The following is a 20,849-nucleotide window of genomic DNA, read 5'->3' on the forward strand; positions in this document are numbered from 1 at the left end:
ATTCGTAAAATATAGAAACATCTAGTCGAACAATCACATCGATGTCACAGAAAGGGAGTTCACCAATGCACAGTCGCAGAACAGTACTCGCAGCAGCAATTGGCGGGGTGACGACTGCACTCGCAGGGTGTACGGGTTCGACGGAAAGTTCGGACACGACTGACGAAGCGACCTCAACGCAGACACAGACGAAAGCCGAGACGGAAACACAGACGACCACGTCGACGCAACAGTCGCTGGAGGCACAGCTCGAGACGGTTCGTGAAGCGAGTGCGAAGTATACGGACATCGAAGCAGCACTCGAAGACGGATACCAGTTCGGTGGCCCGTACGTGCCGGGGATGGGTTGGCACGTACAGAACCCCGAGTACCTCCAACAGGCCGCGGAGAACGGCTTCGACCTCGAAAAGCCGCCAATTCTCACCTATCTCGAGACCGACGACGGACTGACACTCGGTTCCGTCGAATTCGGTGCACCCGCAGCGGCCATCCCCGAGAATCCAGACCTATTCGTCGACGAGGGCACCGACGCCACCGAGGAGTGGCACTCGCACGACGCCGCAACGCACGTGTTCGCCACGCCCGACGACCAGCAGACGAACCCGAAAGACCTCACACTCTCGGAACTTGCCACCAAGGACTACTGGACGGAGTTCCACCCGCCAGACTCTGACCTCTCTGCCGGAGAGACGGTCGCACTTAACTGGGGGACTGCAAGCGGAAAAGAAGGCGAGCGAACCGAACGTGTTGCCGACATCGTCGCCACGCATCCCGGTCTTCGAACCCTCCACGTCTGGGTCCACGCAGAGAACCCAGAGGGTGTGTTTGCCCCCATGAACCCACAGTTCGCGGAGAGTGACGGCGGTCACCACGGCGACAGTTCCGAGACGGAACACAGCCACTGACTGGACTCTCCGACCTGAATCAGAACACAGATACGAGAGAAATGGGCGGCGTCAGGCCTCGCCGACGAGTTCGTCGAAGAGCGCCGAGACACGTCCCTCGATGTCGTCGCGAATCTCGCGAACGGCGTCCAACTCCTGTCCATCGGGGTCGTCGAGGTCCCAGTCACGGGCGTCACCGCGCCACGTCATGGGACAGATTCCCTCTGCCGAACAGCCCATCGTGATGACGATGTCCACGTCCATAATCTCGTCTTGGCTGATGGCTCGCGGCGTCTCCCCTGCGAGTTCGAATCCCTTCTCGCTCATCACGTCGACCACCTCGTCGTGGACGTGGTCCGCCGGGTCGGTGCCGCCGGTGAGGATGTCGATTTCGTCGCCGACGTCGCGCTCGTCTCGCTCGCGCCGGGCGAACGCCGTCGCCATCTGACTTCGGCCAGCGTTCTGGACGCAGACGAACGCGACACGGGTCTGCTCGTTGTGAGCCATATATCTATCCAGTTGCACAAACGCTCATTTGAGTGTAACGGTGTCTGAAACCCCCGAAATCGGGGTTTTCAGTATTTTGAACCCCCATGCCAAGAATAGTCATGGAGAGGGGTCGAGAGGCGAAGAGGTGGTTGCAGTGATGGGAGTACGGGTCGCGCCGACAGTGAGGGGAGCGCGGGTCGCCCTGTGTCGGGTCGCGCACGCGAGAGGGCGTGCGGGAACATCATACAGGAAGTCCAAATCAGGAGTATTTTTAATACCGCTGTCGTACGACGGCACATATGTTCAAGGCCATCGTGAGTGCCGCGACGCTCCGGGACGCGCTCGACTCAGTGAGCGTCCTCGTCGACGAGTGTAAGATTCGACTCAACGAGGAAGACCTCGCCATCCGCGCAGTCGACCCCGCGAACGTCGGCATGGTGGACCTCACGCTCGACGCTGCAGCGTTCGAATCCTACGAGGCTGACGGCGGCGTCATCGGTGTCAACCTCTCCCGACTCGAAGAAGTCGCCGGTATGGCGGGTTCGAACGACCTCATCCACCTCACGCTCGACGAAGAGACGCGCAAACTCAACATTCGCATCGACGGACTGTCCTACACGCTCGCGCTCATCGACCCCGACTCGATTCGACAGGAACCGGACATCCCGGACCTCGACCTCCCCGCGAACATCGTCGTCGAAGGAACCCACCTCGACCGCGGTATCAAGGCGGCCGACATGGTCTCCGACCACATCCGTCTCCGCGTCGACAGCGCCGAAGAGACGTTCCACATCGAAGCAGAGGGCGACACCGACGACGTGGACCTCTCGCTTCCCCCGGCGGACCTCATCAGCATCGAGGCAGGCGACGCCGACTCGCTGTTCTCGCTCGACTACCTGAAGGACATGAACAAGGCGATTCCGTCTGACGCCGAAGTCACCGTCGAACTCGGCGAAGAGTTCCCGGTCAAACTCCACTACCAGATTGCCGAAGGGATGGGCACCATCACGTACATGCTCGCCCCGCGCATCCAGAGCGACTAACGACGCGTCCCCACCTCTTTCCAGCAACTCGACGCCTTCGAGCGGTTGCTCCGCTCACGGTTGTCGGTACATAGTCTAGACACCATCACGACCACGGCCGGCCAGTCAGGACGAAATTACGACCACCGACTACGACCACCGACACACAGTCAGGACGAACCTGACTCACCGTCGGACTGACACCAGTGTGGGAGTCGGACCGTCGCTGTCGTCCCGTCGTCTACGTCCAACGCCAGGCGCCCACCGAGCGCATCGACCGTCCAGCGGACTGCCCACAGCCCGAGGCCGCTTCCGTGTTTGAGGGGCGATTCGCCGCCTGTTTCGACGACGGTTCGTTCGTACTCCGGGACGCCCGGGCCGTCGTCGCTGACGCCCACCACGAGGTCTGTGTCTGCTTCGTGGAGCGTAACACGAACTGTTGGGTCGTCGCCGCCGTACTCGAGGGCGTTCTCCACCAGTTCACGGACGAGAAGTTTGGCCGCAGGTTCACTCCCGGTGACGAGCAGTTCGTCGGGAGCGTCGACGGTCACGGACCCAGCATCGAAGTCGGACTGGACGTCGGAGACGCACGTCTGGACCGTGTCGACGACGTTGAAGCGCGCGCTGGCATCGATACCGGCCATGACGCGTTCGACCGTCCGCGCTTTTTCGCCGAGTGAGAGCAAGGCGTTCGACCGCGTTCGAATCGTCTCGGTGATATCCCGTTCTCCCGGTGGGAGTCTGTCCGAGACCATGTCGGCGTACCCGATGACGACGGTCATGTCGTTTCGGAGGTTGTGCCGGAGGACGCGGTTCAGCACCTCCAGACGCTGTCGTCGCCGGACCCGCCCCGTCACGTCGGAGATACTGACGGTCCGGCCGAGACGGCGGTCGTGTTGGTCTGTGACCGGCGACATCGTGACCTCGTAGGTTCGGCGACGACGGTCGACGGTCACGTCCACGAGTTGCCGGTCCTCGTCGAGGTCGACGCCGGGGAGAACTGTCGAGACCGGGTCGAACAACACCGACCCGATGTCGAAACTGAGGAGCGACGTCGCGGCCGCGTTGGCGTCCACGATGCGACTCTCGCGGTCGAGCACCAAGACCCCGACTGCCACGTCGTCGATAGCGGCCCGGCGTCCCAGACGCCCCGTCGCCGGCGAGAGGCCGAACAGTTGGAAGCGATAGAGCGCGTATCCGAACGTCGCGCCGGTCACCGAGAGGGCAATCGGCGTGAAGTTAACCATCGGAAACGGGCCGAGCGCGAACGTGTGTGCCACGTGGGCGACAGTCGGCGCGATGGACCCGATGGCGAGCGCGACGGCCTGTTCGCGGTACCGTGAGAGTCGCTCTAAGAGCATCCCGACGACGAGGACGATGCCAGTTCCGATGATGACGTACCCGTAGACGGCGTGGACGTAGTACCAGAGGTTCGGTTCGAACTGGACCGTCGCAGCACCGAAGACGGGAACGAGGCGGTAGTTCGACCAGAGGAGGCCGTGGTACGGGTTCGTCACGAGAGCGACGACGGTGACCGCCGGAAACAAGAAGAGTGCCAGAACGAGGCGACGTGACGCGAGTTCGCCGCGACCGGTGTACGCGAGCGAGAACGCAAGCCACGCCGGTGCGATAATCCCCTGTGCGATTTCGATAGGTACCTGAAACCAGATTCGGAGATTCGGGTCGAACGTCACGAGCGCGAGCGCGTAGGAACTCGCCCACAGCGTCGCAGCGACCAACAGAACCGAGAACCATCTGGACCCCGGTTCGGACCCCTCCCACCACGCGACCGTCGCGATAGACCCGGAGACGCTGGCGGCGATGATACAGAGTATCACCAGGGGAGAGACCGAAAGCACGGATAGGTCTCTGCGTGTGCCGGCGTAACGTTTACGGGACTAGGTTCGGCGACAGGGTCACTTGCGACGACAGAGTCACTGACTGGTAGTACGCGGGCGACGTGCGACTGACGCGAGGACGTAGATGACGGGGACGATGAGTACCGCCCCGACGACGAACGGCGACCAGTATGTGAGGACGTACAGGGCGGCCATCGCGGGCGGTCCAATCGTCCGACCGAGACTCCCTGCACCCTGTGTGACACCGAAGGCGTTCCCCTGTTTCTCTGCAGACGCAGAGGTGGAGACGAGCGTCGACAGCGAGACGTTCAGCATCCCGTTTCCGAACGACAACAGCGCGCCGACGAGCATGAGCGCCAGCAGTTCCTGTGTGAACCACGCTGGACCGCCGACCGGTGGAAGGAGTTGCCCAATCTCCGGCGAGAACGGGAGGAACGCCAACGAGAGCATGAGCCCAGTCGCCCCGACGACGGCCAGTTTCGCCTCGGAGTAGCGGCGTGCGAGTTGCCCGACGACGACACCCTGATTCAGCGTGCCGAGGAGGCCGATGTACGTCAAGAACAGCGCCGTCTCAGTCTCGCCGTAGCCGTAGATGTCCGCCGCGAACGGGATGAACATGACCTGAATTCCGGAGAAGGCGACCGAGACGATGAAGAACGACACGACTAGTCCGCGGAGGTTGTCGTCAGAGAGGGCGTCGCGGAACTGCGTCACGAGTGTCGTCGTCGACGACCCGGCTGGTGCACGCTGTCTATCGGGTTCGCGGAGGAACACGAACGCGAACACGAGGCTGATGAGACTCAATGCGGCCGCGGTGAAACTCGGCAGCGAGAAGCGCGTAGCGGGAATAGCTGCCGGGAACACGTCGCGGGCGGCCGCGACCACCGGTTCAGAGGCCATGAGACCGCCGATGGCCGGGCCGAAGATGAACCCGAGACTGAACGAGGCACCGATGAGTCCGAGCGCGCCGGCGCGGCGTTGTGGCGGCGTGATGTCGGCGATGTACGCCTGTGCAGTCGCGATGTTGCCACCCATCGCACCGGCGAGCATCCGCGACGCGAACAGCGTCGCCACGGCGAGCGTCGTCCCGAACAGGACGTCCATCTCGCCTGCGAGGCCGAAGACAGTCCACGCGAGAACACTGCCGACCAGCGAGAGCATGATGACGGGACGGCGCCCGCGCTGGTCGGAGAGTCGGCCGAGAATGGGCGCAAAGAGGAACTGCATGATAGAGTACGAGGCCGCCAAGAAACCGATGAACACGTCGCTGACGCCGAAACTCCGGACGTAGAACGGGAGAATAGGAATGACCACGCCGAACCCGAGGAGGTCGATGAACACGATGGCGATGACGACGGCGAGAGCGCGTCGGTTGCCACCTGCCGCTGCATCCGGTGGGGCGGATGCCTCAGAGACCGGTGCCGATTCGGGTGCACTCACGACTCACCAAACGCGAGACAAATCCCTAACCATTGCGCCCGTATCGCGGTGAAAATCCAACGAGGTGTCGTTCAGGTCCGGTAGCGGTCGATGACGCGCTTGGCCGAGGTGGCTTTCTCTTTCCACCCGTAGCCAGCGTCGTAGACGTGGCGCTTCTTCTCGACGAGTTCCTGTGGCGTGGCCTCTTCGAATCCACCGCGGTCCCACGTTCCAGTCTCTCGAATCCAGTTCACTACGTTCTCGCGGGTCTCCGGCCACGACAGGCCAACCATCTCGTACCACGCAATCATGGCGAAGACGGCGTTGTCGTGGCAGCCGGGGACGCTTCCGTACGTGAAGAGCGTCCGCATGGGTTCGCGCGTCGGTTCGGAGACCTCTTCTCTGAACTCCTCCGCAGTGAGCAGTCGGAGGACGCCGGACTTCGCCTCAGAGATCCGGTCGTCACGTTTGAGCCGAGTGAGCGCGGACTGCTGAAGCGCACCCCACTCGCCCGGCGCCTCGCGGCGAAGCGTCTCTTCGTCACACGGCCCGCCCGTGAGGACGGACACGATGTCGACGTAGGCGCGTTCGACGTCCACCCACGGCGTCCCCTCGAACTGACAGTCGGCGTCGTGGAGGCTGGTCGTCGCGCGGCAGTCCGGACACGGATAGTCGAAGTGCGGCACGTGAGTGGGTGAGGAAGCGGTCCGTAATAGGTCGTGTGATGCGTCGCTGCCGAGCGGTGTCACCGGCGACCGGGGCACCGGGGAATTCGTCGCGTTTATCGGGTGGCACCCGGAACGTGGCGGTATGCGGATGCGCCCGCTCCACGCTCGATACCCATTCTTCGCCACCGCTAGAGATGCGGTCGAATCGGCAGACGTGGCTATCGCGACGCTCGTCGCCGAGGACGCCCCAGCAGTCGAGCGCGGGGTTGAGCGCGTCGAACGCGCCCTCATGGAGGGCACCGTCGAAGCCGAATCGCCCTACTCGTGGGACACGAAATCCGAACTCCTGTCGTACCCCATCGCCCGCATCATCGTCTCGCTCGTCGAGACGCCGGCGGCGGTCGACAAGTACGCACGTGCCGAAGCAGACACGGCCTACGAGCGTATGGTCGCGGACTTCGAGTCCAGCGACGACGACATCAACAGCGACGCTCGCGCCAGCCTCGACGACGTACTCCGCGAGTTCGACCTGACCGGTGCCGTGCGCCCGGCAGAGAGAGGGAACAGTCGACGTGGTCCAGCACACTACTGGGTCGACGTCGGCGCGTACCTCACCTACTGTGACCCTGACTGGGGCGACGACTGGCGACTCGTCAACCGCGCGCTCGCCGACGGCGCGGTTCGCGTCGCTCGCGAGGAACTGTACGAACTCCTCCGAGAGGCGACCCGACGCCGCGTCGCCGAAGGGTTGCCCTTCACGGTTCGCGGGAGCGACGCGGGTGACCAACTCGCGTCGGCACTCCAACCACACGTCGAACGACTTCGGAACCTGCTCTCTGACCGGGGCGCCATCAACGTCGTCTACACCGACACGGTCGAACCTGACCTGTTCCCCCCGTGTATCAGCGCGCTCTTGACGCAGGCACAGGACGGCGACGACCTCTCGAACGAAGCGGCGTTCACGCTCGCAGCGTTCCTCGTCGGAATCGGCCTCGAACCCGAAGCAGTCGGAAGCGTCGTCGGCGACGCCCACGCCGAGGCCCTCGAAGCACGCGCGACTGTCCTCGCCGACTCCAGCGGATCTCAGTACGCACCCCCGACCTGCGAGACGATGCAAGCGTACGACCTCTGTGTGAACCGAGACGACCGCTGCGACACGATTTCGCACCCGATGACGTACTACGAGACGGCGACGCAGGACGCAGCGGCCACCGACGCAGCGACTTCCGACGCAGACTGAGACGAGTCCACTCGCGCGGACCGAAGAGAACAGACCGACCTCGAGAGCGACTGCTGTCGCTCGAGACCGACGTGTGCTGTGACGGCGAGGACGACGGTGAGAACGTCACCGACCGCATCGCCGAGACGTGCTTCAGGACGAACGAGAGAGCCAGACGCCGATACCTGCCATCACGAGGACGAACGCTGCGATGGCACCCACGAGTGCGAGGCCGCCCGTGGCGACCAATCCGCCTTGGTTGAAGGTCGCACCGATGCCGACGATGAGGGCGATAAATACCCCGACCGCGACCATGGAGACGACAATCTTCCGACGCATCTCCGCTTCGATAGCCATGCGACGACGTATCCGCGGCCATTCTAAAAGGTCTTCGATGGGTCGATGACCGACGAGAGCCACTCACACGGTCGATTTCCACACAGAACGAGGGTTTAGGTCGTCTCGGCACCTATATTCGGTCGATGGAAACGGCCCCAAAATCGCCGTACGGCGAGGGGTCGAAACCGCACCACCATGACGCACATCGCATACACACCCGCGTCGACTCGCCGCCCGGTGCGCCGTAAGACCACGCTCCCGTCCGACGGGATGACCGGCCGCGCGCGCCGTGCCCGCGTCGAACCGATGGCAGTCCGCCCGCTTCGTGACGGTCGGTACGTCGTCGAGACCGACGGCGGCACCTACGTCGTCGACGTGGAAGCCCGCACCTGCACCTGCCCCGACAACGCCATCCGACACGCCCGGTGTAAGCACCTCCGCCGGGTCGCTATCGAGATTACCACCGGTGAGGTCCCACCGCCGGGTCGCCGACGCGCCACCTGTGCCGTCTGCGGCGACGACACCTTCGTCCCGATGGACGCCCGTGGGCCGCAACTCTGTCACGAACACGAACACCACCCCGGTGACCTCGTCCACGACAGAGAGGTAGGGAGCCTCCTCGTGGTTACGCGAGCACTCCACTCCCGCGCCGACGAGACGCCGACGGAGACGGGAACGCTCGTCTCCGACTACGAGAGCAATCTGGAGTACGGCGACCACGAACCTGTCTTCGAAGCTGTCTACCTCGATTCGCTCCCCGCGAACGCCGGCCTCACCAAACTCGGCGAGTTGCGCGCGTATCGATTCCCCGCCTCGCGTCTCCAACGAGTCGAACGAGGGTTCATCAGGTCACGGTCACTCGCCGAACGACTCGCTCACGCCTGAGTTCGAAGCAGGAAACCAGTCAGAGAACGCCGACAGCAGTCAGTCGTCCGCGTCGACAGCAATCAGTCGTCCGCGTCGCTGAGTCGCGTCTGCGTCGGGCCGCCGACGAACGAGTCGAAGTCTTCGCCCTCCGCCAGCGCCGTCTCCTTTTTTACGCGGTAGTTGCCACCGTCGGTCACGTAGAGTTCACCGGGGTGGAAGAAGTACCAGTCCTCACGGTCGAATCGGACTGCGATTCGCGCCTTGGCACCGAAGTTCTGTGAGAAGTAGATGAGCGCTTCGACCTCTTCGCCGCTGAGATAGATGGGTCGGCCGCTGGACGCCTTCGCCTCGATGGCGTAGAAGACCTCACCGTTGCCCGCGAGCACGTCTGGGAGTTCGCGCGTCGTCGCGCTTCCCGAAGCAGGGGCGCGCATCACCGCGAATCCGGCCTCGTCGAGTTTGTTGACGAGTTCCCGTTCGCGTCGGTCGCCCTTTCTGTTCGAAGACATGCTCGTGACTCGGCCGTGGTCGTTCATAAATGGGACGACCACCGCCGATGTGGCGCCGATACGTTCAGTAGAATCTCACATACGGACGTTGATTTCGTCTGAGAGCGCCAGTCACGTGCCACCGCCGTTCCCGCCGTACCCACCGGCTTCTGCCTGCATCTCTTTTTCTCGTCGTTTCGTTGCGTCGCTCTTCTCAGAATCGTGGTCACGGTGGGTGTCTCGACGTGACCGTGTCCGTGTTCGACGCATTGCCCAACTCACGATGAAGAGTCCAGTGACGAACGAGAGTACCGAGTACAGCGCATACGACGTGCCGCCAACGACGAGAAACGACACCGCAAGTACGAGACAGAGTCCGACTGCATAGCCAAATTTGTTGGGCCGTTTCGGGAGGTCCACGGGTACTCCGAAAGTTGGCATTCGAGTGTCAATAAATCTGAGCCACTCCCACTGAGACAGCGCGCCCAACTCGGCACAGCCACGTCCTCCAGTCACCAACGACGAATTCGGCCACGTCGGCAATATTTCGGGTGGCCACGAACGGTTTGGCCGGTCTGGCGGCTGAACTGACAGTCACCAAAAGAATAAGGCAGGCATCGACTAACAGGGAGTTCGAGATGGAGGGACTGCGGGGGCACGGTGTCAAATATGGCGGATTCGTGGTCGCGGCCATTGGCTTCGTCGCGACGCGATACACTGTCTTAGAGTCGATCGACGCCAGCGCGAGTCTCGTCGAATTTCTCCTCGGGCAAGCGACGTTCCTCGCGTTGGGCCTCGGGTTGACTGTCTTTGGCATCGGGCTATCTGTGAGTTCGTACGACGAGTCGTTCGTCAACACCATCGCCACGTGGAGTGTCCTCGGCACCGCGTCGATGGTCCTCGTGTTGGGGTTGACGTTCGTCGGCATCGGCGACGTCGACACGGTTGGCACCGCCACACGGTCTGTCCTCGTCGCGAACGTCCTCATCGGGGGGTCCATCGGCGGCGTGCTCACTGGCTTTCGCGCCGCGTTGAACAACCACAACCGTCGTGAACTGTCGAAGCAGGCAGACCGGTTGACCGTCCTCAATCGCATCCTCCGACACGAGGTCCTGAACAAGGTGAACGTCATCCGCGGCTACGCTGACCTCGGTACCGAGCAGACGGCGGTGGGGACGTCGAGTCTGCAGGTCATCCAGCGAAACGCCGACCGTATCGACGACTCGATTACCGAACTGCGGGCTATCGTCGGGCCGGCGGGCGAACGCCCCGTCTCGACCGACGTGCTGTCGGCGCTTCGAACGGCAGTCGACGACGTCTCTGCGGCACATCCCGAGGCGACGATTTCGCTCGATATCGATGCACAGGAGCGGCTACGGGTTCTTGCTGACGCCCACCTCGATACTGCGCTCAGGCACCTGTTGGACAACGCAATCGTCCACGCCGGCTGCGACAGCCCACACGTCTCGGTGGCCGTCTCGGCGGCAACAGACCGCGTCGAAATCGCGATTGGAGACGAAGGACCGGGCATCCCCGACGACGTGGCGGCCGTCCTCGAAGAGCGTCGCCTTCCCGAGTACGACGACCCGACGACAGGATTCGGACTCACACTCGTTCGTCTCCTCATCGTCGACAAATACGGCGGCATCGTCGACGTCGACGCCACCGACGAAGGGTCCGTCGTGGCCGTCACGCTCGCCCGACCGATAGACAGGAGCATCGCCGACAACAGCGAATACGGCGTCCCACCGTTCATCCTCGGCGTGACCGCCATCGCTGGAATCGTCGCCGGCGTCCTGATGGGTCTCGTCTCGCAGGAACTCACGGGCTCGCTCGCCATCATCGGCGCGCTCTACGGCGTGATGAACGGCGGCGTCGGCTGGGTTCTCCACATCTTCCACAGTGTCGTCTTCGGCATCCTCTTCGCAGTGGCCGTGACCCGCCGCAACCCATTGGACGTCCTCAACCGACCGGTTGCGACGACGGCGCTTGGCGTCGCCTACGGCCTGTTCCTCTGGTTCTTCGCCGGCGGGTTCGTCATGCCGCTGTGGCTTCGAGCCGTCGGGATTCCCGCGACTGTCCCGTCGCTCTCGATGCCAATCTTCGTCGCACACGCAGTGTGGGGTGCCGTCTTCGGTGCGATATTCGCTGCGGGTATCGCCCGTCACTGGTGAGCTAAGAGCTACCAAACATTTGTCAGGTTGGGTGAGTGGACTGTGTATGAACCGCCAGAACTGGCGAGGGTTCGTCTTCCTCCTCGTGGGGATTGCACTTCTGGCGAATCCGCTCTATCTGTATCCTGACAACGTCTCCTACGAGACAGCGGTGACGTTCGAGGGGGAGCAAATCGACGAGATTCCTCGCCACGGGCAGCTCGAAATGGACCTCCGCTACGGGAACCTCCAAACGGACATCCACTGGTGTCCGGGAAACGGTCGTGAGTGCGCGATTGCCGAGGCACTGGCCGACGGACAGACGCTCCGATACGACATTCCGTCACATCGCGAACCCGGAGACTACGACGAACCGTTCCCCGCGGACTACGACTACATTCACCTCAGCGAAGGAGAAGGCGACTATTATCGGCCCGCTCAAACGGTCGAAAACGGGTCGGTGGTCCTCTCGCTCGAACAGGTCGACGAAGGGACGGTGATGCAGGCCGCCGCCGAGGAGTATCACAGCGACCGACCCCTCCACGCGGCCGTCGAAAACGGCACCACCACAGTCGTCGAGGACGAAGTGTACTGGGACGGGGCGATACTCGTCGAACAGAACGGGAACTACTACGTCGTTCGCGCAGTCGAGAGCGACCGTTACCCGACCGGCTGGGGATGGAAAGCACCGTCACCAATCGTCATCGACGCGATGCGACTCGCGGCGTGGATTGGCGGCGTCGCGCTCATCTGGCGCGCAGGTGAGTGGACAGAACGCGGTCGCTAGCGGGGTGAAAACAGGAAAAATGGTTCGAGCGAGCCGGCTTACGTTCCGTGTGCCCAGCTGCCCATGTATTCGCGCTGTTCGTCGGTCAGCGAGTCGAACTCGATGCCTTCTGCTTCGAGTTTGATTTCGGCGACTTCGCGGTCGAGTTCGTCCGGCACGTCGTGGACGCCGGCGTCGTAGGCGTCACCGTTCTCGACGATTTCGCGGACGACGACGGCTTGCACACCGAACGACTGGTCCATGACTTCGACGGGGTGGCCGAGTGCGATGGGCGACGCGAGGTTGACGAGGCGGCCCTCTGCGAGGACGTTCAGGCGGCGACCGTCTTCCATCTCGTAGGCGTCGACACCGTCACGGGCTTCGTACTCGTCGACGGCGAGGTCCGAGAGCGCGTCGAGGTCGATTTCGATGTCGAAGTGCCCGGCGTTCGCGAGGAGGACACCGTCTTTCATGTTCTCGAAGTCCTCGCGGGTGATGACGTCGCGGTTGCCGGTGGTCGTGATGAACACGTCACCGACCTTCGCGGCCTCTTCCATCGGCATCACGTCGTAGCCTTCCATGTGGGCTTCGAGGGCGCGGCGTGGGTCGACTTCCGTGACGATGACGTCTGCGTTCTGGCCGGCGGCCTTCTTCGCGACACCCTTGCCACAGTAGCCGTAGCCACCGACGACGACGTTCTTGCCGGCGTACGAGAGGTTGGTCGTCATGGCGATGGTCGCCAGCGACGACTCACCGGTGCCGTGGACGTTGTCGAAGAGCGTCTTCATCGGCGTGTCGTTAACGGCGAAGACGGGGTACTTCAGTTCGCCGTCGGCGTCCATCGCTCGAAGGCGGTGGACACCAGTCGTCGTCTCTTCTGCGCCGCCGAGGATGGTGTCGATGAGTTCGGGGTACTCCTCGTGGATGGTGAACACCATGTCCATCCCGTCGTCGACTGTAATGGTCGGTTCGTGGGCGATGACTGCGTCGATGGCAGCGTAGTAGTCGTCGTCACCGACGCCGCGAACGGCGTACGACGTGATGTCGTCGTTCGCGTCGAGTGCCGCCGAAACGTCGTTGTGCGTCGAAAGCGGGTTGCACCCGGTGATGGCGACTTCCGCGCCACCGAGGGCGAGCAGTTCGACGAGGTTCGCCGTCTTCGCCTCGACGTGCATAGCCATCCCGATGACCTGCCCGTCGAACGGTTTGTCGGCCTCGAACTGGTCGCGCAGTTCCTGCAGGATGGGCATGTGCTGGAGTGCCCAGTCCATCTTGCGACGTCCCTCTTTCCGGGCGGCCTCGACGTCGTCGAGGTGCTCGGAGACAGGAGCGTAGTGTTCGCTCATGGCCGGTGGTTCGGAGAGGTGTCCGAAAACCCTACCGAAGGGAGATGCACCAACTGACCCCGAATCTACAAGTGTCAACGGAGCGATTGGCATGGAGAGGCCTGATGCTCGTTATAGATGACGGCACGACGATGGCCGAGCAAGAGCTGTTCGCTCTGATGAGTGCACCAGCGGTTCCCGACCTGCTGCGCGTGGCTGACGAGCCACTGACAGTCAAAGAGCTGAGTTGCCGCGCCGACGTTCCCCTCTCGACGGCGTACAGAGAGGTCAAACGCCTCCACGAGGCATCGCTCCTCGAGAAGTCGATAATGGTCGACCACAGCGACGGCCGACACGTGGCGCAGTACTGTCGAACGTTCGAGCGGATGGAGGTCTGCGTCACCGACGACGGCCTTCGCATCGAACTCGCAAGGTAGCCCCGACTTCGGAGTGGGGTCCGATTCTGTCGATTCTGAACGCTCAGGCGCGTTCGTGGAGTGCTTCGGTGGCCTCACGAGCGCGGTCCATGACGGCCGACTCGTCGAGCGTCAAGACCTCACGGTCACGCATCAAGACCTGCCCGTCACAGATGGTGTGTCGAACGTCTGACCCGCGGGTGGCGTAGACGAGATGACTCACGAGGTTGGTCGCGGGCGTGAGGTGCGGTGCGTCGAAGTCGACGACAGCGATGTCGGCGACACCACCGACTTCGAGTTTCCCACCCGGAAGGCCGATAGCTTCCGCAGAACCGGCTGTTGCCATGCGAATCACGTCCGGCGCAGCGACCGCACTGGCGTCGTCTGCAGCGAGTTTTCCAATCATCGCGGCGTCACGCATCTCGTCGAACATGTCGAGGTCGTTGTTCGAGGCGGCGCCGTCGGTTCCGATGCCGACCGTGACTCCCGCGTCGAGCATCGCTTGCACTGGTGCCATACCCGAGGCGAGTTTCATGTTCGACGCCGGGCAGTGGACGACGCCCGTGCCCGCGTCGGCGAGCAGGGATATCTCTTCGTCGTCGACGTGGACGCCGTGAGCGAGGAAGTCGTCGGCCGTCAGCATGCCGAGGTCCTGTGCGTACGCGAGTGGGCGCTCGTCGCGTTCGTCGACGATGGGGTCGACTTCGTTCGTCGTCTCGTTGGCGTGGTAGTGGACCGGAATGCCCTCGTCGTGTGCTTCTTCGGTTGCCCCACGCAGGTACTCTTCACCGACCGTCGTCAACGAGTGCGGCATCACTGCCGTCCGGATTCGGCCGTCTGCGGCACCATCGAACTCACGGGCCACGTCGAGGCTCTCTTCGATGTCGTCCCACGCGTCTTCGTCGTCTTTCCCGATGGTGACGGCGCCGTGACCGACGCGGGCTCGGAGCCCTGCTTTCTCGACGGCAGCGACGACTTCGGGGACGTGGAAGTACATGTCCGCGAACGCAGTGGTTCCGGATTTAATCATCTCGACCAGCCCGAGTTCTGCGCCGATGCGCACGTCGTCGGGCGTGAGCGCGGCCTCTGTCGGCCAGATGTCTTCTTGCAGCCACGCATCCAGTGGCTTGTCGTCGGCGTAGCCTCGGAGCAGCGTCATCGAGACGTGACAGTGAGCGTTGACCAGACCCGGCATGACCAGACAGCCCTCGGCGTCGAGTGTCTCGTCCGCCTCAGCGTCGAGGTCGGACCCGATGTCGAGGATGGTTCCCTCGTCGCGGTCTACGAGAACGTCGGCGTCTTCGACTGTCCCGTCGGGACGGAGAACCTGTCCGTCCGTGATTCGGAGCGTATCCATGTCGGGCGTTCGGTTCGGGTACGTCGTGAATCCACCGTCTCGGCGCGACGGTCGAACGAAGAGTTTTCAAATCCCGCCTCGTCGGCCCACTCAGCGCCCAGAAACCCGGTTCCCGAAAATCGAGAAGCAGGAAGCCCCTTACGTATAACCCCCAATTATGCAGGTGCATGGAGCCCCTGTTACGGTTCGCGCTCGTTCCGGGGCACGTCCAGACTGCAGAGAGTCCGTTCATCACTGTCGTCGTCGTCCTCGCAGGGATTGCATCGGTGATGCTCGCGGGCCTCGGCGTCGCGGTGTTCTACCGCAGACAGACGCGGTCGCACCTGCTCATCGCGCTGGCACTCCTCGTGTTCGCGTCACGAGCGTGCATCGCCGGCCTGTCGCTCGGCGGCGTCCTCTCGTCGTTCGACCACCACATCGTCGAACACGGGTTGGACTTCGCGATGGCGTCACTCGTCCTCGCGGCCATCTACTACGCCCGGAAAATCGAGCGCGAAGCAGGGGTAAACGAACCATGAGCGAGACACGAATCCGCGTCGCAGACCACATCAAGCACAACCCGGGAGTCCACTTCAACGAGCTCGTGCGCGCGCTCGACCTCGCCCCCGGCCAAGTACAACACCACGTCCGCCGACTCCTCTCCGACGAGACGGTTCATCGAACCGAATACTACGGGCGAACCCACTACTATCCGCCCGAGTTCGACGAGTGGGAGCGCGGCGCTCTCGCGCTCGTCCGACGGGAGACGTCGCGTGACATCCTCGGGCATCTCATCGAACACAGTGAGGCGCGTCCCGACGACGTCGCCGAGGAAATCGGCGTCGCCCGAAGCACGCTAGAGTGGCACCTCAACCACCTCACCGAGCGCGACGTGGTCCGAAAAGAACGTGACCTACACAATCGCGTGACGCTCGTCCTCACCCACCCGAACCGGACTACCAAACTCTTAGACGACGTGTCGCCGTCGCTTCCGGCACGGTTCGTCGACCGATTCGACCGCCTGCTCGACGCACTCATCGACGGCTAACCCGCCGACCACCCGTTTCCCATCTCCGTGCGTCGGGCGAAAGCCAATTAGCCCCTGAGTGTGAGGTGTCGGTATGCGAATCGCCGTGCCCAACAAGGGCCGTCTGCACGAACCGACCATCGACCTCTTGGAACGTGCGGGACTTCACCTCGACAACGGTGCCGACCGAAAACTCTACGCTGGAACCGTCGACCCCGACGTGACCGTTCTCTTCGCGCGCGCCGCCGACATCCCCGAGTACGTCCGCGACGGGGCCGCCGAAGTCGGCATCACGGGACTAGACCAGGTCCGCGAGTCCGGCCACGAACTCGAAGACCTCCTCGACCTCGAATACGGCAAGTGTCGTCTCGTCCTCGCCGCGCCAGAAGACGGCGACATCGACTCGGTCGAAGACGTCGCCGGCAAAGTCGTCGCCACCGAGTTCCCACACATCGCCCGGACGTACTTCGACGAGAAAGGTATCGACGCCGAAGTCGTCGAAGTGACCGGTGCGACGGAACTCACTCCCCACGTCGAGATGGCCGACGCCATCATCGACATCACCTCGACGGGGACGACGCTCAGAGTCAACCGACTCGCCGTCATCGACGAGGTCCTCTCGTCGTCGGTTCGACTGTTCGCCCGTCCCGACGTGGTCGACGACCCGAAGGTCCAGCAACTCGTCATGGCGCTCGAATCCGTCCGCTCTGCGGAGGGCAAGCGCTACTTGATGATGAACGCACCGCGCGAGAAACTCGACGAGGTTCGAGAGGTCATTCCGGGCCTCGGCGGCCCAACCGTGATGGACGTCGCCGGCAACGACACCGTGGCCGTCCACGCCGTCGTGAACGAACGCGACGTGTTCGAAGTCGTCAGCGACCTCAAGAACGTCGGTGCCAGCGGTATCCTCGTCACCGAAATCGAACGGTTGGTCGAATAGCGGAGTTCACTTCCGCCACCGTAACTCCGGAATCGTCACGCTGGGGTCCAATCGGAGTGTCCCGTATCTGAACTGCACGTACCACGCGATGACCGCCATCCCCGCGACCATCGCACCCACACCGAAGAGGCCTGCTTCCGGGCCGAATGCGCCACCGGTGACGATATCCGGTCCCTGTTCTGTCGTCTCGACGAGTGACGTTCCGAAGTCGAGGCCACTCACGGCGAACCCGTAGACGCCACCCTGCACGAAGTTCCACGAGATGTGGATACCGACTGGAATGGCGAGGTTGCCCGTCAGAACGTATCCAAAGCCGAGCATGACGCCCGCGAACGTGATGCTGAGCGTACTGGCGACACTCGAATTCGGGTTCTGGAGGTGGGCGAGGCCGAAGAGTGCAGACGAGGCGACGAGGGCGACGAGAATCGCCGTCCGGACGTCGAATCGCCAGCGCATTCCCTCGGCGATGTCCGTGAGCACGACACCTCGCAACAGGAGTTCCTCTGCGAGTCCGACGGAGATGAAGAACACGAACAGCGCCGCAGCGCCAGCGAGGCGGTCGATTCCGAACCCAACCTCGTCGACGACGAGCCACTCGGTCGCGAGTCCGACGAGGAAGATACCGGTCATCAACGCACCACCGAGAACGAGTCCGAACACGAGGTCAGTGAGCCAGTCACGGTCGATGCCGAACCCGAGGTCGGAAATCGTCCGCCGGTCGACGTACCGGGCGGCGACGTATCCACCGATTCCGGTCGCACCAGTCAGGACGACGGAGACGAAGACTCGGGCGAGGACGCTCGTCTCGACGACGTCACTGAACGAGATGGTGATTCCCACACCGATGACGAGCGAGATGAACACGACGACGACGAGCGTCGCCACCAGTCGAAACGGGGCGCGCAAGCGTCGTTCGGCGTCGTTCCAGACGAGTCTGCGTGGAGACACGCGTGTCGGTTCTCCGTCATCCATTAAGAAAGTACGCTGGGACGAGCGTCACCTCAGATGGGTGCGCTCGTCAGGAGGACGAGGAGGCCGAACAGGATGACCCCGAGGATGATGGTTACGACGAAGTGGATGAACACCGCGTACGCAGTGAGTCGAGTCGACCGGCCGTAGAGGTACTTGACCAGCACGAAGTCGGACCCGATCGCGAGTGCGAGGGCGACGAACGAATTCCACCCGAACGACGTGAAGACGACGGCAATCGCCGCGGGGACTGGGCCGACGGCGAACGCCTTCTTGCGTTCGACGTCACCGAAGACGTTTCGCACGGCGATGTGCGCAGTGAGAGAGAGAAACAGCGCGAACAGCGCGAACGTTCCGGCGACAGCGGTGACCGGCGCACCGGAAGCGGCCGTCTGCAAGATGAGCGCGTCCATATCGGCCCGTCGGACGCGACGAACTTAGGTTCGGTCGATTCGTGTCGCGTTAGAACGAGCTGCCGAGCAGTCCGAGTTCTGAGAGTCGCTCCATGATAACGTCGACTGCTGCCTCTGCATCTGCTGGTTTCTTGCCGCCGGTGATGACGAGTTTGCCCGACCCGAAGAGAAGCGCCACCACGCTCGGTTCGTCGAGACGGTAGACGAGACCCGGGAACTGCTCGGGTTCGTACTCGATGTTCTCCAGACCGAGGCCGATCGCGATGGCGTTGAGGTTCAGATTCTCGCCTAAGTCTGCGCTGGTGACGATGTTCTGAACGGTGATTTCAGGGTCTTCGTCGACAGGAATCTGGAGTTCTCGAAGTTTGTCGAAGACGATACCGAGACTCTCGTGTACGTCGGCCGTCGACTTCGCACCGGTGCAGACGATCTTACCCGAGCGAAAGATGAGCGCCGCAGATTTCGGATTCTGCGTCCGATAGACGAGACCCGGGAACTGTTCCGGGTCGTAGTCGGCGCCTTCGAGGTCCATAGCCACACTCTGGAGGTCGAGTTCTTGGCCGATTCCCGTGGAGGCGACGACGTTTTCGATGTTGATGGTGTCCTTGGGGTCGGTCATGCAACATTTTAAGTCTCGTATTTAACGTTTAAAAAGATTGGTGCAAGAGTTTGACAATTTAGATTCGCCGTCGGATAATCTGGACGTTCCGGGCCGTGACGATGGTCCCGAGTAATGTCAATGCAGTGGGAACTGCGAGTCGGGCAGTCGTCGGTCTGAGTGTCCAGTACGCGGCGACGAAGAGCACGACTGAGACGACTTTCAAGACGGCGAACGACCCCGGTCCGGGGTCACCACCAGAGAGAAATCGAACGATTGGGTTGCCCTCCTGTACGCCTGCCATCCTGACCCCGACGATGGTCGTGACGTAGTCGCCGAGGCCGTAGGCGAGTGCCGCCGCACCCCAGAGGATGGCGTCGAGCGAAGTCATGCGGGTGGATTCGGACCATCCATGATAAATCTCGCCGTCTGTGGTCGAACAGATACCGTCTCTCTGGTGGGTGCCCGACTGCCGACTCGGACGGCAGACTCGTCGGCGACCGATACCCTCATTTTTCCGCCCCGTCAGGTCCGAGCGTGTACGGATTGGAACTCGCCGGCGAGGAAGACCCGTTCGCCGCGCGTGAGGCCGAAGCGGCCGCGACGGCAATCGAGGTCGTCGCACCGGGCCTCGCCACCGCCCGCGGCGTCGACATCGAGCGAGCCACGCAGCTCGCGTACACCCGCCGCGTCGTCGAACTCGTCGGGAACTGCGACCCCGACGTCGAGGCCGCTAGCGCACTCGTCGAAGCCGCCAGCATCGACCGCGAAGGAACCGTCGCCGTCCGCGCCCGCGACATCCGTGGCCTGACAGACGTCAGTACGACCGACGCCGAGCGGACCGTCGGGTCGGTCCTCGTCGAGCGCGGCTTCGACGTGGACTTGGACGACCCAGACCACGAACTCCGCGTCTACTTCTCGGAAGGAACGTGTCTCGTTGGCTGGGCCGTCGCCGAGAGCGTCCGTGACTTCGCGGACCGTAAACCAACCGACCGCCCGTTCTTCCAACCGGGGAGCATGGCCCCCGTGGACGCCCGTGCCTTCGTCAACATCGCTGGCGCGGAACCGGGTGCTCGAATTTTGGACCCGATGTGCGGCACCGGCGGCGTCCTCCTCGAAGCGGGACTCGTCGGTGCCGACGTCGTCGGCGTCGACGCACAGGCGAAGATGGCCCGTGGTGCGCAGGTGAACGTAGACCACTACGTCGGCGACGGGCACGTGATTCGTGGAGATGCGACGTCACTCCCGCTCTGTGACGACACCATCGACGGCGTGGTGTTCGACGCGCCCTACGGAAGACAGTCGAAGATTGCCCGACACACGCTTGCGGACTTAGTCGGCGGTGCGTTAGAAGAGGTGTACCGGGTCGCGCCGCAGTGTGTGATGGTCGCCGACCGGTCGTGGGTCGACGAAGCAGAAGCTGCGGGCTGGGAGGTCGAACAGGTGTTCGAGCGGCGAGTTCACCGGTCGCTCGTCAGGCACGTGCATATTCTGCGCCGATAACGTCGGCAAGACAGCTTTCGAACCTCCACACGTGGCACTCAGCGTAGTTCTACTCCAGTACCGCAGTGTGACGAGCGCAACCGCTCAGAGTGTTAGAACGACGGGGTAGGTCAGCCAGCCAAACCCACCGTGGAAACCACGAGGGTCGA

Annotated in this window: 24 protein-coding genes; 11 read left to right on the forward strand and 13 right to left on the reverse strand. The window is 63.0% G+C overall.

Annotated features, from left to right (window positions below):
• Positions 1–65: 65 nt before the first annotated feature.
• A complete protein-coding gene (locus tag GJR98_RS02605; RefSeq protein ID WP_151135185.1) occupies positions 66–905 on the forward strand; it encodes a hypothetical protein in 840 nt (279 codons plus the stop codon).
• A 51-nt stretch (positions 906–956) separates the two neighbouring features.
• On the opposite strand, the gene GJR98_RS02610 is transcribed toward GJR98_RS02605, so the two are convergent.
• Positions 957–1,391: an arsenate-mycothiol transferase ArsC gene (locus tag GJR98_RS02610; protein ID WP_151135187.1), complete on the reverse strand. Its 435-nt coding sequence runs from the start codon at positions 1,389–1,391 to the stop codon at positions 957–959.
• 281 nt (positions 1,392–1,672) lie between these two features.
• Between GJR98_RS02610 and GJR98_RS02615 the strand changes: the two genes are divergently transcribed.
• Complete coding sequence (locus GJR98_RS02615; RefSeq protein WP_151135189.1) at positions 1,673–2,416, forward strand: DNA polymerase sliding clamp; 744 nt, start codon at positions 1,673–1,675, stop codon at positions 2,414–2,416.
• Between the two features lie 149 nt (positions 2,417–2,565).
• Here the strand turns inward: GJR98_RS02615 and GJR98_RS02620 are convergent, their stop codons facing one another.
• The 3 genes from GJR98_RS02620 to GJR98_RS02630 form a co-directional block, all read right to left on the reverse strand.
• Positions 2,566–4,233, reverse strand: coding sequence for a sensor histidine kinase (locus GJR98_RS02620; RefSeq protein ID WP_225316354.1), 1,668 nt, complete (start codon positions 4,231–4,233; stop codon positions 2,566–2,568).
• Positions 4,234–4,329: 96 nt separating this feature from the next.
• A complete protein-coding gene (locus GJR98_RS02625) occupies positions 4,330–5,694 on the reverse strand; it encodes an MFS transporter (RefSeq protein ID WP_151135194.1) in 1,365 nt (454 codons plus the stop codon).
• 71 nt (positions 5,695–5,765) lie between these two features.
• Entirely contained in the window at positions 5,766–6,359 is a 594-nt protein-coding gene (locus GJR98_RS02630) for a DUF7474 family protein (RefSeq protein WP_151139367.1), read from the reverse strand.
• 130 nt (positions 6,360–6,489) lie between these two features.
• Here GJR98_RS02630 and GJR98_RS02635 point away from each other — a divergent pair, with 130 nt between their 5' ends.
• Positions 6,490–7,581, forward strand: a complete 1,092-nt coding sequence (locus tag GJR98_RS02635; RefSeq protein WP_151139368.1) for a DNA primase large subunit PriL — start codon at positions 6,490–6,492, stop codon at positions 7,579–7,581.
• A gap of 132 nt (positions 7,582–7,713) precedes the next feature.
• Here the strand turns inward: GJR98_RS02635 and GJR98_RS02640 are convergent, their stop codons facing one another.
• On the reverse strand, positions 7,714–7,917 hold the full coding sequence (locus GJR98_RS02640) for a DUF7472 family protein (protein WP_151135196.1): 204 nt from the start codon (positions 7,915–7,917) through the stop codon (positions 7,714–7,716).
• A gap of 219 nt (positions 7,918–8,136) precedes the next feature.
• On the opposite strand from GJR98_RS02640, the gene GJR98_RS02645 reads away from it, so the two are divergent.
• Positions 8,137–8,784 (forward strand): SWIM zinc finger family protein, encoded by a 648-nt coding sequence (locus tag GJR98_RS02645; protein ID WP_151139369.1) that lies wholly within the window; start codon positions 8,137–8,139, stop codon positions 8,782–8,784.
• Positions 8,785–8,846: 62 nt separating this feature from the next.
• On the opposite strand, the gene hjc is transcribed toward GJR98_RS02645, so the two are convergent.
• Together hjc and GJR98_RS02655 are read right to left on the reverse strand one after the other, a co-directional pair.
• Positions 8,847–9,275, reverse strand: a complete 429-nt coding sequence (gene hjc / locus GJR98_RS02650; RefSeq protein ID WP_151135198.1) for a Holliday junction resolvase Hjc — start codon at positions 9,273–9,275, stop codon at positions 8,847–8,849.
• 111 nt (positions 9,276–9,386) lie between these two features.
• Positions 9,387–9,674, reverse strand: coding sequence for a hypothetical protein (locus GJR98_RS02655; RefSeq protein WP_151135200.1), 288 nt, complete (start codon positions 9,672–9,674; stop codon positions 9,387–9,389).
• Positions 9,675–9,892: 218 nt separating this feature from the next.
• On the opposite strand from GJR98_RS02655, the gene GJR98_RS02660 reads away from it, so the two are divergent.
• Entirely contained in the window at positions 9,893–11,428 is a 1,536-nt protein-coding gene (locus GJR98_RS02660) for an ATP-binding protein (RefSeq protein WP_151135202.1), read from the forward strand.
• 46 nt (positions 11,429–11,474) lie between these two features.
• The gene (locus GJR98_RS02665) at positions 11,475–12,194 is read left to right on the forward strand and encodes a hypothetical protein (protein ID WP_151135204.1); all 720 of its coding nucleotides are present in this window, start codon (positions 11,475–11,477) and stop codon (positions 12,192–12,194) included.
• Between the two features lie 38 nt (positions 12,195–12,232).
• Here the strand turns inward: GJR98_RS02665 and GJR98_RS02670 are convergent, their stop codons facing one another.
• Positions 12,233–13,519 carry an adenosylhomocysteinase gene (locus GJR98_RS02670; RefSeq protein WP_151135206.1) on the reverse strand — a complete coding sequence of 429 codons (1,287 nt, stop codon included), beginning with the start codon at positions 13,517–13,519 and terminating at the stop codon, positions 12,233–12,235.
• A gap of 104 nt (positions 13,520–13,623) precedes the next feature.
• Here GJR98_RS02670 and GJR98_RS02675 point away from each other — a divergent pair, with 104 nt between their 5' ends.
• The gene (locus GJR98_RS02675) at positions 13,624–13,935 is read left to right on the forward strand and encodes a helix-turn-helix domain-containing protein (protein WP_151135208.1); all 312 of its coding nucleotides are present in this window, start codon (positions 13,624–13,626) and stop codon (positions 13,933–13,935) included.
• A 43-nt stretch (positions 13,936–13,978) separates the two neighbouring features.
• Here GJR98_RS02675 and GJR98_RS02680 read toward each other — a convergent pair whose 3' ends face one another.
• Positions 13,979–15,271: an amidohydrolase gene (locus GJR98_RS02680; protein WP_151135210.1), complete on the reverse strand. Its 1,293-nt coding sequence runs from the start codon at positions 15,269–15,271 to the stop codon at positions 13,979–13,981.
• A 167-nt stretch (positions 15,272–15,438) separates the two neighbouring features.
• Here GJR98_RS02680 and GJR98_RS02685 point away from each other — a divergent pair, with 167 nt between their 5' ends.
• The 3 genes from GJR98_RS02685 to hisG all read left to right on the forward strand — a co-directional run bounded on the left by GJR98_RS02685 (position 15,439) and on the right by hisG (position 17,217).
• Positions 15,439–15,789, forward strand: a complete 351-nt coding sequence (locus GJR98_RS02685) for a DUF7471 family protein (RefSeq protein WP_151135212.1) — start codon at positions 15,439–15,441, stop codon at positions 15,787–15,789.
• Positions 15,786–16,298, forward strand: a complete 513-nt coding sequence (locus tag GJR98_RS02690) for a winged helix-turn-helix transcriptional regulator (RefSeq protein ID WP_151135214.1) — start codon at positions 15,786–15,788, stop codon at positions 16,296–16,298. The genes GJR98_RS02685 and GJR98_RS02690 overlap by 4 nt, the downstream gene beginning before the upstream one ends.
• 73 nt (positions 16,299–16,371) lie before the next feature.
• The gene (gene hisG / locus GJR98_RS02695) at positions 16,372–17,217 is read left to right on the forward strand and encodes an ATP phosphoribosyltransferase (RefSeq protein ID WP_151135216.1); all 846 of its coding nucleotides are present in this window, start codon (positions 16,372–16,374) and stop codon (positions 17,215–17,217) included.
• Positions 17,218–17,223: 6 nt separating this feature from the next.
• On the opposite strand, the gene GJR98_RS02700 is transcribed toward hisG, so the two are convergent.
• From GJR98_RS02700 to GJR98_RS02715, 4 genes are read right to left on the reverse strand one after another with little or no spacing between them, the layout of a single operon-like run.
• Positions 17,224–18,189, reverse strand: a complete 966-nt coding sequence (locus tag GJR98_RS02700) for a CPBP family intramembrane glutamic endopeptidase (protein WP_151135218.1) — start codon at positions 18,187–18,189, stop codon at positions 17,224–17,226.
• 29 nt (positions 18,190–18,218) lie between these two features.
• Positions 18,219–18,599, reverse strand: coding sequence for a DUF7473 family protein (locus GJR98_RS02705; RefSeq protein ID WP_151135220.1), 381 nt, complete (start codon positions 18,597–18,599; stop codon positions 18,219–18,221).
• 49 nt (positions 18,600–18,648) lie between these two features.
• Complete coding sequence (locus GJR98_RS02710) at positions 18,649–19,218, reverse strand: TATA-box-binding protein (protein ID WP_151135222.1); 570 nt, start codon at positions 19,216–19,218, stop codon at positions 18,649–18,651.
• Between the two features lie 58 nt (positions 19,219–19,276).
• Positions 19,277–19,588 (reverse strand): DUF5658 family protein, encoded by a 312-nt coding sequence (locus tag GJR98_RS02715; RefSeq protein WP_151135224.1) that lies wholly within the window; start codon positions 19,586–19,588, stop codon positions 19,277–19,279.
• A gap of 155 nt (positions 19,589–19,743) precedes the next feature.
• On the opposite strand from GJR98_RS02715, the gene GJR98_RS02720 reads away from it, so the two are divergent.
• Positions 19,744–20,700 (forward strand): TIGR01177 family methyltransferase, encoded by a 957-nt coding sequence (locus GJR98_RS02720; RefSeq protein WP_151139370.1) that lies wholly within the window; start codon positions 19,744–19,746, stop codon positions 20,698–20,700.
• Positions 20,701–20,849: the final 149 nt, after the last annotated feature.

This window comes from Haloferax marinisediminis (genome assembly GCF_009674585.1).
In the GTDB taxonomy this organism is placed as follows: Archaea; Halobacteriota; Halobacteria; order Halobacteriales; family Haloferacaceae; genus Haloferax; species Haloferax marinisediminis.

Excerpts from the sequence above, each read along its gene's own strand:
- GJR98_RS02605 (WP_151135185.1), top strand. The coding sequence starts at position 66 with ATGCACAGTCGCAGAACAGTACTCGCAGCAGCAATTGGCGGGGTGACG.
- GJR98_RS02610 (WP_151135187.1), bottom strand. The coding sequence starts at position 1,391 with ATGGCTCACAACGAGCAGACCCGTGTCGCGTTCGTCTGCGTCCAGAAC.
- GJR98_RS02615 (WP_151135189.1), top strand. The coding sequence starts at position 1,673 with ATGTTCAAGGCCATCGTGAGTGCCGCGACGCTCCGGGACGCGCTCGAC.
- GJR98_RS02635 (WP_151139368.1), top strand. The coding sequence starts at position 6,490 with ATGCGCCCGCTCCACGCTCGATACCCATTCTTCGCCACCGCTAGAGAT.
- GJR98_RS02640 (WP_151135196.1), bottom strand. The coding sequence starts at position 7,917 with ATGGCTATCGAAGCGGAGATGCGTCGGAAGATTGTCGTCTCCATGGTC.
- hjc (WP_151135198.1), bottom strand. The coding sequence starts at position 9,275 with ATGTCTTCGAACAGAAAGGGCGACCGACGCGAACGGGAACTCGTCAAC.
- GJR98_RS02660 (WP_151135202.1), top strand. The coding sequence starts at position 9,893 with ATGGAGGGACTGCGGGGGCACGGTGTCAAATATGGCGGATTCGTGGTC.
- GJR98_RS02665 (WP_151135204.1), top strand. The coding sequence starts at position 11,475 with ATGAACCGCCAGAACTGGCGAGGGTTCGTCTTCCTCCTCGTGGGGATT.
- GJR98_RS02670 (WP_151135206.1), bottom strand. The coding sequence starts at position 13,519 with ATGAGCGAACACTACGCTCCTGTCTCCGAGCACCTCGACGACGTCGAG.
- GJR98_RS02675 (WP_151135208.1), top strand. The coding sequence starts at position 13,624 with ATGCTCGTTATAGATGACGGCACGACGATGGCCGAGCAAGAGCTGTTC.
- GJR98_RS02680 (WP_151135210.1), bottom strand. The coding sequence starts at position 15,271 with ATGGATACGCTCCGAATCACGGACGGACAGGTTCTCCGTCCCGACGGG.
- GJR98_RS02685 (WP_151135212.1), top strand. The coding sequence starts at position 15,439 with ATGGAGCCCCTGTTACGGTTCGCGCTCGTTCCGGGGCACGTCCAGACT.
- GJR98_RS02690 (WP_151135214.1), top strand. The coding sequence starts at position 15,786 with ATGAGCGAGACACGAATCCGCGTCGCAGACCACATCAAGCACAACCCG.
- hisG (WP_151135216.1), top strand. The coding sequence starts at position 16,372 with ATGCGAATCGCCGTGCCCAACAAGGGCCGTCTGCACGAACCGACCATC.
- GJR98_RS02700 (WP_151135218.1), bottom strand. The coding sequence starts at position 18,189 with ATGGATGACGGAGAACCGACACGCGTGTCTCCACGCAGACTCGTCTGG.
- GJR98_RS02705 (WP_151135220.1), bottom strand. The coding sequence starts at position 18,599 with ATGGACGCGCTCATCTTGCAGACGGCCGCTTCCGGTGCGCCGGTCACC.
- GJR98_RS02710 (WP_151135222.1), bottom strand. The coding sequence starts at position 19,218 with ATGACCGACCCCAAGGACACCATCAACATCGAAAACGTCGTCGCCTCC.
- GJR98_RS02715 (WP_151135224.1), bottom strand. The coding sequence starts at position 19,588 with ATGACTTCGCTCGACGCCATCCTCTGGGGTGCGGCGGCACTCGCCTAC.